This window comes from Methylocystis rosea, assembly GCF_003855495.1.
Taxonomy (GTDB): Bacteria; Pseudomonadota; Alphaproteobacteria; order Rhizobiales; family Beijerinckiaceae; genus Methylocystis; species Methylocystis rosea_A.
In genome coordinates, this window is sequence record NZ_CP034087.1 from 130887 (window position 1) to 146785 (window position 15899).

Here is a 15899-nt window from a genome sequence, read left to right on the forward strand (position 1 = left end):
ATCACAGTTCCAGCCAGGAACCATAAGCAAAAAAGCGGCCGGCACGCAGGCTCTGAATTATCAGCCATTGGCTGATACCTTCGGTAGGCTGCGTAGCAGCGGATCCTGCCTTGATATGCTAAACTGCTTCATGAGGTTGTCACTGGAAGATCGGCTGTTCGGTTGCTTGTTGGGGCAGGCCGTCGGCGATGCGTTGGGGTTCCCAGTCGAAGGTCGGCCGCCAACAATCTGTGCCGCTTATGTTGACGACGTGCTGCGTCGCGGGCGCGCCCGCAGCGTGAGCGCCGAATCGTTCGCCTTCGGCCAGTACACAGACGATACACAGCTCGCCCGTGAACTGGTGATCAGCTACGTCAATCGTCAGGGTTTTGATCCTGCAGATTACGGCAAACGCATCGCCGCCATTTTTGTCGAAGGGCGGATTGTTGGACGCGGCCGGATCACGGAAGCCGCAGCGTGGCGTCTTGCACAGGGCGTCCCCTGGAACGAGGCTGGCGCGTCGGCTCCAGCTGTTGGTAATGGCGGCGCCTCGCGCGCAGGGCCCATCGGCGTGCTATACAACTATGATGGTGAACGGCGGAAACAGGTCGCCGCCGACCAAAGCCGTATTACCCACACCGATCCACGTGCCGTTGCCGGTTCGGTCGCGATTGCCTCCGCGGTTGCTCTTGCCGGCCAAACCATACAGTTCGATAGAACGAATTTCGTCGAGGCGCTGAGCGAAGAGGTAGCGTCCACGAATGACGGCTTCACTCAAGCCCTAAGGCGCCTTCCAACTTGGCTCAGATTACATCCCCATGGCGCTGCAACCGAGATCGCCGCGGCGGGCCTCGGCGCTGGCGAGTATCGAAAATGGGATGGCATCTCACCATTTGTTACCTCAAGCGTCCTCTGGGCGCTTTATAGCTTTCTGCGGTCGCCAGACGACTACTGGGAGACGATCCTAACGGCGATTGCTGTGGGCGGCGATGTTGATACCACAGCCGCCATGGCGGGTGCGATCGCTGGAGCTCGACTCGGGCCGGCAGCAATTCCAGCGCAACTCGTACGTCACATCCACGATCGAGGAACGTGGAAGGCTTTCGATCTCAAAAGTCTCGCGCGCGACGCGAGTCAGATTGCCCAAAGAACTACAACGCCGAGCCAACCAGCGCCCCAGGCAGGCGAATCTTCATCCTGAGGTCGAGTGGTCACACGCAGCGCGGGTCTATTCACTATTTCTGCCTGCGCAGCAGTATCGCTCCCCCGCTCTCGCGAAGGACGCGAGCGGCCGATAGGCGGAAGGAGGTCGCTTAGATTCGGTGAGCAGCAGCGGCGCGCGTCGCGGTCCTGAATGTCGACGGTGTGGATCAGGGCATGGACGAGGTTGCCCTTGGTTTCGGTGAGAATGTGCCGCTTGCGCCCCTTGATCTTCTCGCCCGCGTCATAGCCCCGAGGCCCGCCGCTTTTCGTGGTTTTGACGCTCTGGCTGTCGATCACCCCGCAGCTGGGCGAAGCCTCGCGCCCCTGTGTTTCCCGCAATCCCATGCGCAGATATTGGTTGAGCGTGAGCCACAGGCCGTTGTCCCGCCACAGGTAGAACCGGCGCCGCACCGTCGAGACCGGCGGAAGGCAAGGCGGCAGCGTTCGCCGCTGCAATCCGCCGCGCAGCAGATAGAGCATCGCTTCGACAATCGGCCGGATCGGCCACTTGCGCGGACGCCCCACGAACGAGGGGGTGGGAAGAACGGCTCCAGCACCGCCCATTCGCCGTCCGTTAAATCGCTTGGCAAAAGCAAGTCCTGCTCGCGCATGATGCGCGCGGCTGGTATCGGTCCACATCGCTGAAATCTTTTGGTTCATCGCAACCCAGTTAATTTATCGGTCCCATTTTTTCTCCGCTGGGCGCCGCGTCGTCCCCCTCCAACGACGCTCGTGGATCGGCCTGAAGCCGACGGAAGAGAAAATTTCCGACGCCTGCCCGCGGCCGACGACGTTTTCTGACTTCATTGCGATAGGCGCTGGCGCGACGCGATGTCGCGCTGCTCCCCACAAGCCTAAGCCGCCCCATAATGTCCTGACATGCCGGGGCTTGACAGTCGCTCGCGGTCCTGCGCGAAAAATCGCGGGGCCGCGCCGTGGGCTGTCATCCCTTCCCGAGCGGTTCGGCGGCCAAGAAGGAAGAAGCCCGTATGGAGAACTCGCCAGAATACAAAGGAACCTGGGCGGTCGCCTCCGACAAGGTTCTGCAGCAATTTGAAACGACGAGCGCGGGCCTGAGCGAAGCGGAGGCGGCACGCCGTCTGGCTGTTCGTGGCCCCAATCGCCTTGCGGCTCGCAAGCGGCGCAGCGCGCTGCTGCGCTTCGCGCTGCAGTTTCACAATGTTCTCATTTACGTGCTGCTCGCCGCCGGCGTCGTGACGGCGCTCATGGCGCATTGGCTGGACTCCGCAGTCATCATCGCGGTGGTCGTCATCAATGCCGTCATTGGCTTCATCCAGGAGGGAAAGGCGGAAGAGGCCATGGAGGCCGTCCGCAACATGCTGTCGCTGCACGCCACTGTCATTCGCGACGGAAAAAGGGTGGTCATTGATGCAGACGACCTCGTTCCGGGTGACATCGTCTATGTGCAGTCGGGCGACAAGGTTCCCGCCGACATCCGCCTTATCCGAGTCAAATCGTTGCAGGTGCAGGAGGCGGCGCTCACCGGCGAGTCGCTGCCGGTCGATAAGACCACGGAAGCAGTGGCGTCAGACGCCCTGCTCGGGGACCGCACATCGATGGCCTATTCCAGCACGGTCGTTACTTATGGCCAGGGGACCGGCGTCGTCGTCGCCACCGGAGCGGCGACGGAGATCGGCCGCATCAGCGAGCTTCTCTCCGAAGTTCAGACCTTGACGACGCCCCTGCTGCAGCGAATGGACGAATTCGCGCGTTGGCTCACCATTGTAATTCTCGCGATCTGCGTTCTCGTCATGGCCTTCGGCTCGCTGGTCTGGGGCTTCGACCTCGGCGAAATGTTCATGGCGGCGGTTGGCCTCGCCGTTTCTGCGATACCCGAGGGCCTGCCAGCGATCATCACCATCACGCTCGCGATCGGCGTGGAGCGGATGGCGCGCCGCAACGCCATCATTCGGCAGCTTCCGGCTGTTGAAACGCTCGGCGCCGTGATGACGATCTGCTCGGACAAGACGGGCACGCTCACGCGTAATGAATTGACCGTCCGTTCGATCGTCACCGCCAAGGCCGTCTATGAGGCGACCGGCACGGGTTATGATCCGCATGGCGGCTTTACACGCAACGGCGAGGAGGTCGTGCTCCGCGACGACTGCGATCTGATGGCCGTGCTGCGGCCGGCGGCGTTGTGCAATGACGCCGTCCTGCATGAGCGGGATGGCGTATGGAGCGTTGACGGCGATCCGACCGAAGGCGCATTGCGGACCGCCGCGGTGAAGGGCGGCGTCAGTTTGCGCGATCTCGCCCTGACGCTGCCGCGCACGGACGAAATCCCTTTCGAGTCCCAGCATCGCTTCATGGCGACGCTGCATCACGACCATGAAGGGGCCGGCCACATATTCGTGAAGGGCGCGCCGGAGCGGCTGCTCGACATGTGTTTCTGGGAGCACGGCGATGGGGAGGGGCAGCGCCAGCTCGCGCTCGATCGCTGGCTCGCATGCATCGACGAAATGGCGGCGAAAGGTCAGCGCGTGTTGGCGGTCGCATCGAAACCCGCCGCGAAGGGGCAGGAGCAGCTCGCCTTCGGCGACGTCGAAAGCGGCCTGACCTTCATCGGTCTCATCGGCCTGATCGATCCGCCGCGCCCGGAGGCGATCGAAGCCATTCGCGAATGCGCGGCCGCTGGCGTGGCTGTCAAGATGATTACGGGCGATCACGCCGCGACCGCCGAAGCCATAGCCCGGGAGCTTGGCCTTAAGAACCCGGAGGCCGTGCTTACCGGCCGCGACCTCGATTCCATTGCTGACGAGGAACTCGGCGCCGTGGCGCAGCGGACGACGGTTTTCGCCCGCACCAGCCCGGAGCACAAGCTGCGCCTTGTGCAGTCGCTGCAAAGCCGCGGGGAAATTATCGCCATGACTGGCGACGGCGTGAACGACGCTCCCGCGCTCAAGCGCGCCGACATCGGCATCGCGATGGGCGTCAAGGGCACCGAGGCGGCCAAGGAGGCCGCTGAAATCGTGCTCGCCGACGATAATTTCGCCTCCATCGTCCATGCGGTGAAGGAAGGCCGCGTCGTCTATGAAAATCTGAAGAAGACCATCCTCTATATTTTGCCGACGAATGGCGGCGAGGGTCTCACGGTTATGGCCGCCATTGCCATGGGCGAGGCGCTGCCGGTAACGCCGGTGCAGATCCTCTGGGTCAATCTCATCACCGCTGTGACGCTTGGCTTGGCGCTCGCTTTCGAGCCGCCGTCTCCCGGCATCATGTCGCGTCTGCCGCGTCCGTCGGGCGAGCCGATTCTGTCGCGGTACTTCGTCTGGCGGATCGTCTTCGTGTCTTTTCTGATGCTTGGCGCCACATTCGGTCTCTACGAATTGGAGAAAGCGCGTGGCATGGGCCTCGACAGCGCTCGGACCGTCGCGGTCAATACGCTGGTTGCCTGTGAGGTGGCTTATCTTTTCAACGCGCGCTTTCTGTCCGAGTCGTCGCTGTCACTGAAGGGCTTCTTCGGCAGCAGCGCCGTGCTGATCTCCATCGGTATCGTTGTCGCGCTGCAGGCGATGTTCACCTATGTGCCTTTCATGCATTCGCTGTTTCACACGACGCCGCTCGACGCCGAGATTTGGGGGCATATCGCCTTCGCCAGCGCCTTGTTGTTTCTGCTTGTCGAGATCGAGAAAGCGATCTTCCGTTCGCCGGCGGCGCAGGCCTGGGTTTCGGGCCTCGGCCCTGCCGCGCCGGCGCCGCGCGTCGCCGCCGTCGTCGCCCCCGGCGCATGGCGTCAGCCGGTTCTAGCCGGGATATTGGGCCTGATGATCATCGGAGCGAGCGGCGCGATTTATTTTCACACGCGCGCAAATCTCGTGCGTGACGAAGCGCGCCTCCCGCGCGGCGCGATTGCGCGCGTCGTCGTCGCGACAGGCGTCATCGCCCCAATCTCGCAAGCGTCGGTCTTGGCGTCTGCCGCCGGCGTCATCGCGTCGCTGCGCTGCGCGCCGGGCGACAGGGTGACGAAAGGGGAGATATGCGCGACCCTCGATCAGCGCCCCTTCGAGGAAGCGATCGCGCGCGAAAGGAAAGCTCTCGCGGCGGCCGAGACACAATGGATGCAGCGAATCGCCGCGCGCGACGAGGCGCAGGCCGCGTTCGAACGGAGAGAGCGGGCCTCGCAGCGGCGCACCGCGGCGCGCAAGGCGGTTCAAATGGCGCAGCGCGCGCTAGAACGCGCCAAAGCGCAGGTCGAGCGCGCGGAAAGCTTCGTCGCCGAGCGGCGCGCGGCGCTGGAAAAGGCCGAGACCGCCCGCGCCGGCGCCGAGATCGCCGCGCCACTCGACGGCTTTATCATCGAGCGGCGGGCGGCGGCGGGCCAACGCGTCGCCGCCGGCGCGCCGCTCTTCGTCGTCGGCGACGCAAGCACCATTCGTCTCCGCGCGACGGCGAGCGGCGACGGCGCCCTCGCCCTCGCGCCGGGCGCCGAGGCGACGCTGACCAGCGCGGCTGTGCCCGACCGGGCGTTCCCTGGCAGGGTGATCGAAGTGCGACGGCCGACGGCGCCGGAGCAGGGCGATGCGACGGTCGACGTCGTGATTGAGGCGGACAATCCCGACCTTGCTCTTCGGCCAGGGATGGAGGCGTCGGCGCGCATCGAAATAATCGAAGGGGAGGCCACGCTGCGCGCGCCAAACGCCGCCCTGCGCTATGGAGAAAGGCCCCCGCGAGGACAAGAACTGGTTCGGCGGGCGGCTAGCGAACGACCTCGATCATGACCTCGTTACGGCGCTGAAAGCGGAATGGTCGCCATGCCGACGCCGCAGCATCATCTTTCCAATAGGGCCGGTTTTTTCTCGACGTTGCTTTGACTGATCTTCTTTTCCGCACAGCTTCACGCGTCTGACCTCGTCATGGACTCATTCACACAAGGTGCGCTCCGCCGAGCTTAAAGTTCAGCGAGAAAGAGCGTTTGCGCAAGAGCAGCCTTTGAACTTCATGCGCATCTCACCGAAACTGGCTTAATTCGCCAACCCACGTTTTTCATGAATTCCGACTTTAAGGAAGTCCATCGTGAATATGCCGTCGAGCAGCATCCGCGCTACGAGCGTCACGGACGTGAGCGGCGTCCAACCAATGGGCCAGACTTGCCAAGCGCCCGAGACACGAACTCGAACGCCCGTGCCAAAGCTTCCACTTTGCGCTTTGAAGTTCGCGGATAGGATAATTGTGGAGGTAGGCTTTGTCTGTACCCGCTCCCAATCCGCGCGCCGCTTGCAAGGTGTGCTCAAAACGCATGGCGATATGAAACCAGTCGAGCACGAGTGTCGCTTCCGGCATAACCTGACGCTGCAATTTCCACAGGCCAATGTCGCCATCGGATAGCACTGTCGCCGGTGTGCCAAGACGGATGCCGGCGCTCACAATCGCGTCAGCGAATTCACTTGCCGAATTTCCGTTGCGCACAAAAGCGAATCGATGCTGCGATCCATCGAGATTGAGCACCTTGCCGGCGATCACTTCGAAATTGCGTTCGGGACGACGATGTCGACTGCGCAGATAACCGCCATCCAACCCAATCACGACCGCTGGGGTCACTGCGTCGATGTCGGGATCGGGAGTTCCAGCTGGACGCAGCCTTGCGATATGTTCTCCGATGCGGCGGGTTCGATTGCGCACCGTGCCGGCATTGATCGCTCCGCCTACCGGCAGCAACTCGGTGAGGAAATCGGCAACCCTCGCAAAAGGCGCGAGTGCGGCGAACTTGGCGGTCACATATGCGAGTTCGGGCGATAGACCGCCCTCAAGCGTCAGCACCGAAAAGCTTTTAGGTTTCTGGGAGATGTCGCGACACTGACAACTGACAAATCGTCGAATTCGAAGCGGCACGTTGCCGAACAGAGATCGAAAGGTGACGCGTCTGTAGCCCTTGCTGGAGACAGACGATCCGCAATGCCTGCAGTATCGGAAGCGTTCCCCCATCACCTCCGCTTGCGCGCGGACTATTTCGGCTTGGATAGCCGCAGTAAGTTGTTTTCCCTCAGCCAATGTCAGACCGAGCGTTTCGGGAACAGCCCAATCTTCTCTTTCGATCTGGGCCATCTGGATTTCAGTCGCCGCCCCGTCGCCAAAATCGGCCACGAGTTTCACCCGCCACACCAGCTTCTGCATCGCTACGTCTCCTGCCGAAAGAGCAGAAGCTTAATCCGAAAATCAGCAGACCCCACGACTTTGCATGCTCTCATCTCGGACTTCCAATTCACGGAACATCAGCGAGCCTCAAAGCGCTAATACGAATCCGTCTTTTGACGATCGGAGCGTTTTCGCTACCCCCGAGATCGAACATGACGCCGCGTACTTGGCCGCGTTGAAGGCAGCCGACGCTATCTTCGGCGGCAGGGAGGGTGAGCCTCCCAAAATGTTGACACCATTAACCGGCCTTCCGGGGCGAGTGCTCCCGAGCCTCGTGCAAGAAGCCGCCATCCCGATTCATCCAGCGAATGCCGCGCCGAAGAAGACGCGCCGTGTGCGCCAGTCTCTAAAAATCGCGAAATCTGTTTCTATCGAACCCGGTAAATTGGCGCAGAAGGCAGTGACCGTGACCACGGCTCCGGCCGCGCAACGAACGCTAGAATGCAAGCAGGACATTCTGCTCGATTCATCACAACGCGCGCGCAGAGCGATCCAGAAGAAATGGGTTTTGAAGACCGAACTCAAAGCCGGCGAAAAATGGAAGCGTCGCTTGAGCAAAGCTGCTCGTTGATTGCCGTTCGCTACTGAAGTCAGTCGCACAGTCGAGAGCGACAGGAATGAGACGCCGCACGCCGCGTCCTAGATCAAACGCATTTCGAAAATGGGATACAGACAGGTTTTCTCCTCACGCTTCGGCGCGCGATTGCCACGCGTCGATCGTAAGGAGCACCCCATACCGCGCATTGACACTGCTACGCGTGATCGCACCCGCGAATTGAATGATGCGTTTCGCAGGAGCTTCGCTAGCGATCTCGATCGGCCGCGCTTACGGCCAGCGTCAGTTCCCTAGCGAACAACGTGAGGGCCATGGCGATCGGCAAGACCGCTGCGACAAATAGCGGAATTGACCGAGGCAAAGCATACGCTGTTGTATCGGTAGCGTCCTGTTACGCCGTCTTTGACGGAACGTTTCCGATTGGTGTTCGGTATTTCCGCATCACTGAGCGCTTGTCGGCGGCCGCCCGCGAAGAGAAGTGCAACAGGGCGCACCGACCGGCGTGTGGTCGTAGAATGCGCGTATGCGTCCAGCCCGAAATAGCCGGCATCTTCAATAAGAAGCGGCATTAATCGTCGCGCGCTTTCGCTTGGCGTCCCTTCCCATTCTCCGGAAAACAGATCATGCTCTACCGTGTCGATCGACTTCCCGGCGCGCCTCCTTGAGGGTCAGCAGTGCGGTGTTCGGCAAAGGGAGCAACAACGCATTAGGAGTATCTAGCCATGACCCGTAGATTTATGATCGCTATGTTGGGCCTCGGCCTCGCTCTGTTTCTGGCGCCCAAGATTTCACTGGCCGCCGAAGACCATATCGCGGAAGCCATCAAGCACACCAAGGAAGCGATCGACCATGGCAAGCAGGGCCACGCCAGTGTTCTCGTCACGCACGCCGAAGCCGCGCTGACTCACGCCGAAGCCGGCGAGAAGGCAAAGGCAAATCCGCATACTGCCGAAGGAATCAAGCATCTGAAGGAAGCCATCGATCATGGCAAACAAGGCCATGCCGATGTCGCCACCACACACGCCGAGGCGGCGCTGGAGCATTTGCAGCAGGCCAAGTAGCGGCGCTCGTTCGGCTCGCCGAATTTGCCATTCATCACGAAGAACTGATGCGATGGGACGGGCAGTGCATCCGCTGCCCGTCTTTTTATTTTTATCCACTCTGAAACACCCGGCTTGGCAATGTGTGGATCACGGCGCGACGGACAAAACGAGGATTGTCACCTCGCTCCCCCATGAGGTGCGCTCTGGCCGACCTGTAGCTCAGCTCAGAACAATTCGGACACGTTCGACCGTCCCCCAGTGGATATCGCCCTAAATAGAGGTGACTGAGTACGGGGGTGAAATGCGCAACTTCTTTCGAACGCTCGCCCCGGAGCAATTCAATGCGAAGGTCGAAATTCACGCCGATGGAAGTTATAGCTATTCCTATGAGGGTATTCTCATCTTCGTGCCTGCCCTGATACAGGCGAGCCGAGGGAATGTGGACGCACACATGGAGGCGCAACTCACCGAAGCTGCCGTGCAATTGCGCCAAGAAGGATTTCAAAAAGCTGACTACCTCGGCCGGGGCCGCTACTCGGTAGTCCTGGAGCGCTCCGGCTCCAGAGGACAATCCTCATTCTTCCCTTCTCGCGAGATGAAAGTGTTCAGCATTCGGCCGCAACCTGACGGCGCCATCGTGATCGGCGGTTCGCGGCCAGACGCGACCGCTCCTTGTCAACTCAACGGGACGGACGCCCAAATCGACGGCCGGCTCATCGTGACGCTGGAAAGGGGCGTCAACGTTCTCAACCACAATGCGCAATGCAAACTGTCGACCCTGAACCTTTTCGGCGCGTTCCAATGGCACATCAGGTCGCCCGACGCCAATCCGTTCATGCTTGTTCGGCCGATCCAAGCAGAGACGTGAGCTGTTCCATGAACGACCGTGACGGATGTCAGGAGCCATCTTGGCTTGAGAATATTCGATGGGACCGTAAAATTAACTGGGTTGCGACGAACGTTAACGATTTCGGACGCAAGAAATGGCCGACCCTGCGGAGGACGGCGATGCGTTGGAAGATCACGATTGAAGGCTTGGACGAATTCAGCGGACGCGACACCGCCGAGATGGTGATCGAAAAGGACGTCGGCCGATTATCGAAGGGCGAGCTCGGGCTTACGATCGCGGATGGCAAGTCGATCATGACGTTATTGCAGCAGCTTATCGTCAAGCAGCAATGTGAGGCCTACGTCCTGACGAGCCGGTATTGCACCGATTGTCAGACGTTTCGGCGCATCAAAGACTACGGCAAGCGCAAGATCCGGACGGTCTATGGACGTGTCGAAGTCAGCAACCCGCGGATTATGAATTGTCGGCGCTGCGTTCCCTATTTTTGTGACGCTTCTACCGTTTTGCGCGACATCTGCCCCGATCAGGCGACGCCGGAGTTGATGGAATTGTCGGCTCGTTTGGGCAGCCTCATGCCATATCGAAAGGCAGCGGATGTGCTGGCCGAGTTTCTCCCGATCCCATCAACGGAATCGTTCATGACCTTGCGTCACCGGACGATGAAACTGGGCGAACGGCTTGATGAGAAAGCGCGCCAGCGCGAATGGTTCGAACCGCCGTCATCGTCCGAACACAAGCAAGCCGAGCTCGATCTCCCGAACGATCCGGAGCGAGAATTTGTCGTGAGCATCGACACGGCGCATGTGCGCTGCAGCCGGTCAGAAAAGGCGCGGACATTCGAGATCACCGTTGCGCGTTGCGGCCGTGGCCGGCGCGGCTCGCCGCCCGGTCACTACTTTGCGACAGCGGACACGTCGAAGCATGAATTGAGATCACGAGCGCTTCAAGCACTCCAACACGAGGGTTACGTTGGACGTGGCGAAGTGACCGTAATTTCCGACGGCGCCGAGATCATGAAACGTTTGCCAAAGGCTCTGCCGAAGCCGACGGCGCACATCATCGACTGGTTCCATATCGCGATGAAAATTCAGCCCATGCAGCAAATCGCCGATCATATCGTGTGCTGTCGCGACGAATGGACCAATGAAACGGTCGTTTTGGACGAAGAGATTCGCGCCCTGAAATGGAAACTGTGGCACGGACAGGTCGATCGAGCGATGCAGCAACTTGAAAAATTGATCGCCGACATGGCGATGTTACGCGAACAAGGCGACGAGAGCGCCGGGCGCATAGGGCAATTGGGTCAAGCTCTCCTGACCTACATCCGTCAGAACAAGGCGGCGATTGTCGACTACGGAGCTCGATATCGATCAGGGCGCCGGATCGCTTCGTCGCTCGCTGAGTCCGCCGTCGATACCCTTGTCGCCCGACGCATGGTCAAAAAGCAGCAGATGCAATGGTCGCTCAAAGGGGCGCATCGCATGTTGCAAGTTCGCGCGGCCATGCTCAACGGCGACTTGAGCAAGCGTTTGGCTTGGCAACCACCAAAGCCAACGCATCGGTATCACTTCGCGTGGATGTTCGAGCCCACTCCGCCATTGCTGAAAGCCGCCGCTTGAAACCCAGTTAATTTTACGGTCCCTGAGACTTTCTTGAGATCGAGTCTCAATTGAAAGCGCGCTCCGAGCCGCGCGAAAGCTTTGATGTAGCGCGGATTCTGATCGACCGTGCTGCGGTCGATCGACCGGTCGATGAGTCTCATTCGGAGTGACAAGAATCGCTGCCGCAGGCTCAATTGAAATGCCCTCGCGTACCTTGGTCTCATTCAAGGCGTTGAAATTCAACAACGTGTCAGTCTCATATTGAAGGGGTCTGCGTCACTTTACGTGCTTTGCATTGTCAAAGAGGAACTTTGTGCCTCAATAGCGCATGACGAAGAAAGCGAATTTCGCCTTTGGGCCCGGAGTGGTCGTGCGCGGCGTTGTATTTCGAGAGAACCGGTGGTTTGTATGGGCGGACGGAGCCGGGGCGCGGTCTTGTCCGGAGTGCGGAGGAGCATCAGCATCGCGTCATAGTTGGCATGTCCGGCGCCTGCACGATCTTCCAATCCAGGGCGCCCCTGTCGTTCTTGAGCTGCGTTCGGGGCGGTGGCGATGCTTGAACGAGCGATGCGCACGAAAGACTTTCGTCGAAAGACTGACGACGGCGTCACCCTTTGCGCGAAAAACGCGGCGCGTCAGCGATCTCGTGCGATTATTCGGCCACGCCGCTGGCGGCAGAACAAGCGAGAAATTGCTGGCGCGCCTGGCGATGCCAGTCAGCGACAATGCGATTCTGCGGCAGCTCAAACGTCATTCATACGAACGTCGCGATGGCGCTCCCCTGCGCGCCATTGCGATTGATGATTGGAGCTGGCGCAAAGGCTTCAATTACGGAACGATCGTCGACCTTGAGCGTCGGATCGTCGCCGACGTGCTGGAAACCCGCTCCGCCAAAGAGACAGCGGAATGGCTCAAGCAACATGCTGAAATCGTCGTCGTCAGCCGGGACCGCTGCGGGCGTTGCGCGCAAGGCGTCCGGCAGGGAGCGCCGCAAGCTCGACAAGTCGCTGACCGCTTTCATTTGCCTGCAGAACTTGCGCGAAAGCACGAGCGACACATGACCCGGATCAGTCGCTTTGCGGGGCGCCCCAAACTTCCAGCTGTCCCCGGAGATCGTCAAGCACCGTTGCGTGGTGAGCGCGGCCTTCGGTGAAAAGGCGGAAGCGGCCCGTCCGTCATAATTCTTGGTTGTGCCGAGCTTGTTTTCGTTGGCGCCCTCGAAGGCGCGCCAAAACTCCTGGTGCCCCCGAGGGTGAGTTTCCAATCTGGAAACAATGACCAGACATCCTGAACATAGAGGCCCTCGGTTTGTGTCTTGCCGACAGATCTTGAGGCCTGCTCGTATGACCATGACGACCACCACACGGGAGTATTTTACTGATATTGCTTTAAAGCATACTGATCGAAGTGCCCCCCGAACGAGATTTCATCAGCATCGCAAAAGTCCGTGTGATCGCGAACCACTGAGGCATTGGACGAGACTGCCGGAACGAAGCTGAAATGACAAGATAGCGCGGACGCGGAAAGCTGCCACCTCGCCGTTTTCCCGAGCGGGTCGCCCCTATTTCGAAGACAATCTGAATTTGCGGGACCCTGCACTTGAACATTGGGCCACGCGCAACATTCTTCCCTGACGCGAGCGTACTTTTTGAGCGGAGCGCCGGATGACGACTCTCGATTTAGCAGACCCTCTCCGCCGGGACGTTCTTTACGTCGCGACCGGCGCGTGCGCCATCGTGGCGACGGCGGCCGCGATCTGGCCTTTGATCGATGCGTTGAACCCTGACGCCTCCAGCGTTGCCGCTGGCGCGCCGATCGACGTCGATCTTGGCGGGCTCGAGCCGGGCGGGAAAGTGGTCGTGCGCTGGCGCGGCCTGCCGGTGGTGATCTTCAGGAGGCCGGATGCGGCGCTGGAGAAATTGAAGGACCCCGCGTTGCTCTCCGAGCTTGCCGATCCCGACTCGGAAGTCTTGCAACAGCCGCGCTACGCTCGGAACTGGCATCGCTCGATCGATCCCACCTACGCTGTTCTCGTCGGCGTCTGCACGCATCTCGGCTGCATTCCGCTCTATTATCCGACCCCGAGCAATGTCGAGCCGACCGCGGGCTGGCCCGGAGGGTTTTTCTGCCCTTGCCACGGCTCGAAATTCGATTTGGCCGGCCGCGTCTATAAGGGCGTGCCGGCGCCATATAATCTCCCCACGCCACCGTATCGGATGATCAGCGACAGAATCCTGAGGATTGGTGAGAATCCTCCAGGCGAGAAATTCGAGATCACGTCCGTCGTCCAAATATGAGCCGATGCTCCAGCGCAGGTGAAAAGAGGCCTCGATCTTTCGGAGATGCGCAAGGCGATCGCGGCGGCGATGAGCCGTTCGAAGCGCGAAATTCCGCATTATTACCTTACCGAAACAGCTGATCTCCACGATTCGTTATTGCGGCGCCGCGTGAAAGCCCGCGCCAAAGGCCATGCCTCCGATAAACCTCAACTACCCTAGCCCGTCTTATTCGCCCTGCCGACACGCATTTCTGATTTTCTTCGCGACATGATTGCGGACGCAATTCCGCGTTGCGTTATTTCCGCTGGGTCGATCTGCACATCTCGAACGCGCTGGAGTTGGATGGATGGGTGATCTGGGGCGTGCGGACACTGTCTCTGCCCCGTCGTTCACGGTCCCGCTGGCTGCAAGGCGTCGGCCAGATGTCGGAATAACCCTGCCTGAGGGCAGGCGGTGGCGAGCGCAAGTTTGATGCGGCTTGCGGTCTCGACGATGCGCGCGCCTATCTTCAGAAGTTTTTCGCGCAAGGTTACAAATTCAGCGACGGCGAGGGGATGGGTTTTGGGGATGGCGTCACGCAATTCGAGCATCAGCCAATAGGCGGCGGTGTGCAGAATGAGGCGTATCTGATTGGCGAGCGGCGACCGACAGGATGTGCGATCCGACGCCAGCTGGCTCTTGTGCAATTTGATTAGATTTTCCATCTGGCCGCGCGCGCAATAGAGCGTGTCGTAGATATGTTCGGCTGAGCCCGTCGTGATGTTGGTGACGACGTAGCGGATATCCAGCCCCAGTTCCGTCGCTTCGATGCGGGCGCAGACGCGACGCTCGCCTCTCCAGGATTTGGCGCCGTAGCTGGTTTGCGCATAGCCGCGCAGGACGAGCATCTGTTTCAACGCACGACGCGTGCGGATATCGTCGGCCTCGACATCGACGGCGACGGCGAGAATCCTGTTGCCCGACAGCCCGAAGACGTATTCGACGCCGTTGTCCTCGCACCAATCCATCACCTCGCGGCGGCCATAATGGCCGTCGCCCCGGATGGTCATCTTGGTCGTCGGCCAATGTGCGCGGATGCGGCGGACGATTCGGCGCAAATGGCCGCGCACTTCCTCGCCGGACGGTGTCTTGCCTGGCCGCAGAATGATCGCCACGGGGCGTCCGGTCGCGGTGTCGTAAACATGGATCGGAAGAAAGCAACGCTCATCATAATGCGCGTTGAACAGCGACAGCTGTTGATGACCATGCGCGACATCGCAAGTATCGTCGATATCGAGCGTGACGGCTTGTGGCGGCGCGGCGTAACTGGCGCAATAAAGATCGATGAGGACGCCGCTCAGCTTCACGATTTCGCGCAAGGTCGGCGCGTTCTCCCAACGCGACATGGTCGGCTGTGAGCACAGATCGTGTCCCGTATCAGGCAACCGCCCGCAGGCAAGCTTGAACGCTGGATCCTTGCGCAGATGATCGAGGTCGTCCGCGTCCTCATAGCCGCAGGCGATGGCGAGAATGCGCGCGCGAAAGATGCTGTCCAGCGAATGGGTGATCAGCAATGGATTGCGCGGATCGGCGATGACGGCGGCGAGTTTGTCCGCCAGTCCCAGCCGGCGCTCGGCTTGCCCCAGCAACATCACGCCGGCGTCCGAGGTAATGCGTCCGCCGTCGAATGCGGCGGTGATCTTCTTGCGGCCAACGGCTGGAAACGAAAACGGCAGAAGGCTATCTTCAATCATGGCGGGTGTGGCTGTGATGCGATGGCGTGAGGGATCAGCGTAAGCAACTAATCCATACGCTAAATCAACGCCTTACGCCACATCCGCCAGCCCAAAATTACCCCCTCGCTGAATAAGATGGGCTAGTGGTGAAAAAAGCCCGCAGCCGTGAAGCCGCGGGCAAGGACAGAGTGTGCCTGTCGCTGGAGGTTAAGCGCCGACGACAAGCGCGGGCAAGAATATGGATGGCGCCCTAAAGAGCAAGCGTGGCAGGCTCGTGAAGCGAAGCTTGGCCGATGCTTCCCGCCGCGTCCTTCAGGGGTCACTGCTTGCGCCGCAAATCCTCGGCAGGACTCCATTCGGCGAGATCGTCGAACACGCGCCCCCGCGCATCCCCAGCGCGCTAGTCGGATCCGCTGGATGCGGACGAAGAGCGCGGATGGTGGAGTCGGTGGGAGCGGTCATTCGGCCTATTGCACGCCGAAGCCATACTGCTCCGTGACTCCATAAAGCCGCG

The 15899-nt window shown here is 60.5% G+C and carries 10 protein-coding genes and 2 pseudogenes; 9 read left to right on the top strand and 3 right to left on the bottom strand.

Annotated elements, in window-relative coordinates; genetic code table 11:
• Window positions 1–130: 130 nt before the first annotated feature.
• Window positions 131–1180 (top strand): ADP-ribosylglycohydrolase family protein, encoded by a 1050-nt coding sequence (locus EHO51_RS18455; RefSeq protein ID WP_124740475.1) that lies wholly within the window; start codon window positions 131–133, stop codon window positions 1178–1180.
• 140 nt (window positions 1181–1320) lie between these two features.
• On the opposite strand, the pseudogene EHO51_RS18460 reads toward EHO51_RS18455, so the two are convergent.
• A pseudogene (locus tag EHO51_RS18460) lies at window positions 1321–1821 on the bottom strand (IS5 family transposase); the annotation flags it as partial.
• Between the two features lie 350 nt (window positions 1822–2171).
• Between EHO51_RS18460 and EHO51_RS18465 the strand changes: the two are divergent.
• Window positions 2172–5927 (top strand): HAD-IC family P-type ATPase, encoded by a 3756-nt coding sequence (locus EHO51_RS18465; RefSeq protein ID WP_124740331.1) that lies wholly within the window; start codon window positions 2172–2174, stop codon window positions 5925–5927.
• A gap of 280 nt (window positions 5928–6207) precedes the next feature.
• Here the strand turns inward: EHO51_RS18465 and EHO51_RS18470 are convergent, their stop codons facing one another.
• Window positions 6208–7320 carry a hypothetical protein gene (locus EHO51_RS18470; RefSeq protein WP_124740332.1) on the bottom strand — a complete coding sequence of 371 codons (1113 nt, stop codon included), beginning with the start codon at window positions 7318–7320 and terminating at the stop codon, window positions 6208–6210.
• Window positions 7321–7507: 187 nt separating this feature from the next.
• Between EHO51_RS18470 and EHO51_RS18475 the strand changes: the two genes are divergently transcribed.
• From EHO51_RS18475 to EHO51_RS21005, 7 genes and pseudogenes are all read left to right on the top strand, one after another.
• Window positions 7508–7912: a hypothetical protein gene (locus EHO51_RS18475; protein WP_124740333.1), complete on the top strand. Its 405-nt coding sequence runs from the start codon at window positions 7508–7510 to the stop codon at window positions 7910–7912.
• Between the two features lie 707 nt (window positions 7913–8619).
• Window positions 8620–8958 carry a small metal-binding protein SmbP gene (gene smbP, locus EHO51_RS18480; protein ID WP_124740334.1) on the top strand — a complete coding sequence of 113 codons (339 nt, stop codon included), beginning with the start codon at window positions 8620–8622 and terminating at the stop codon, window positions 8956–8958.
• Window positions 8959–9241: 283 nt separating this feature from the next.
• Window positions 9242–9808, top strand: coding sequence for a hypothetical protein (locus EHO51_RS18485; protein ID WP_124740335.1), 567 nt, complete (start codon window positions 9242–9244; stop codon window positions 9806–9808).
• Window positions 9809–9948: 140 nt separating this feature from the next.
• Window positions 9949–11409 carry an ISKra4 family transposase gene (locus EHO51_RS18490; RefSeq protein ID WP_245435047.1) on the top strand — a complete coding sequence of 487 codons (1461 nt, stop codon included), beginning with the start codon at window positions 9949–9951 and terminating at the stop codon, window positions 11407–11409.
• A 310-nt stretch (window positions 11410–11719) separates the two neighbouring features.
• Entirely contained in the window at window positions 11720–12544 is an 825-nt protein-coding gene (locus EHO51_RS18495) for an ISL3 family transposase (RefSeq protein WP_124740336.1), read from the top strand.
• 511 nt (window positions 12545–13055) lie between these two features.
• Window positions 13056–13688, top strand: a complete 633-nt coding sequence (gene petA / locus EHO51_RS18500; protein WP_124740337.1) for a ubiquinol-cytochrome c reductase iron-sulfur subunit — start codon at window positions 13056–13058, stop codon at window positions 13686–13688.
• 39 nt (window positions 13689–13727) lie between these two features.
• A pseudogene (locus EHO51_RS21005) lies at window positions 13728–13814 on the top strand (2-oxo acid dehydrogenase subunit E2); the annotation flags it as partial.
• Between the two features lie 245 nt (window positions 13815–14059).
• On the opposite strand, the gene EHO51_RS18510 reads toward EHO51_RS21005, so the two are convergent.
• Window positions 14060–15403, bottom strand: coding sequence for an IS1380 family transposase (locus EHO51_RS18510; protein ID WP_124740338.1), 1344 nt, complete (start codon window positions 15401–15403; stop codon window positions 14060–14062).
• Between the last annotated feature and the right edge of the window lie 496 nt (window positions 15404–15899).

Coding starts and splice junctions, on each gene's coding strand:
- EHO51_RS18510 (WP_124740338.1), bottom strand. CDS start 15,403: ATGATTGAAGATAGCCTTCTGCCGTTTTCGTTTCCAGCCGTTGGCCGC.
- EHO51_RS18455 (WP_124740475.1), top strand. CDS start 131: ATGAGGTTGTCACTGGAAGATCGGCTGTTCGGTTGCTTGTTGGGGCAG.
- EHO51_RS18470 (WP_124740332.1), bottom strand. CDS start 7,320: ATGCAGAAGCTGGTGTGGCGGGTGAAACTCGTGGCCGATTTTGGCGAC.
- EHO51_RS18465 (WP_124740331.1), top strand. CDS start 2,172: ATGGAGAACTCGCCAGAATACAAAGGAACCTGGGCGGTCGCCTCCGAC.
- EHO51_RS18495 (WP_124740336.1), top strand. CDS start 11,720: ATGACGAAGAAAGCGAATTTCGCCTTTGGGCCCGGAGTGGTCGTGCGC.
- petA (WP_124740337.1), top strand. CDS start 13,056: ATGACGACTCTCGATTTAGCAGACCCTCTCCGCCGGGACGTTCTTTAC.
- smbP (WP_124740334.1), top strand. CDS start 8,620: ATGACCCGTAGATTTATGATCGCTATGTTGGGCCTCGGCCTCGCTCTG.
- EHO51_RS18490 (WP_245435047.1), top strand. CDS start 9,949: ATGCGTTGGAAGATCACGATTGAAGGCTTGGACGAATTCAGCGGACGC.
- EHO51_RS18485 (WP_124740335.1), top strand. CDS start 9,242: ATGCGCAACTTCTTTCGAACGCTCGCCCCGGAGCAATTCAATGCGAAG.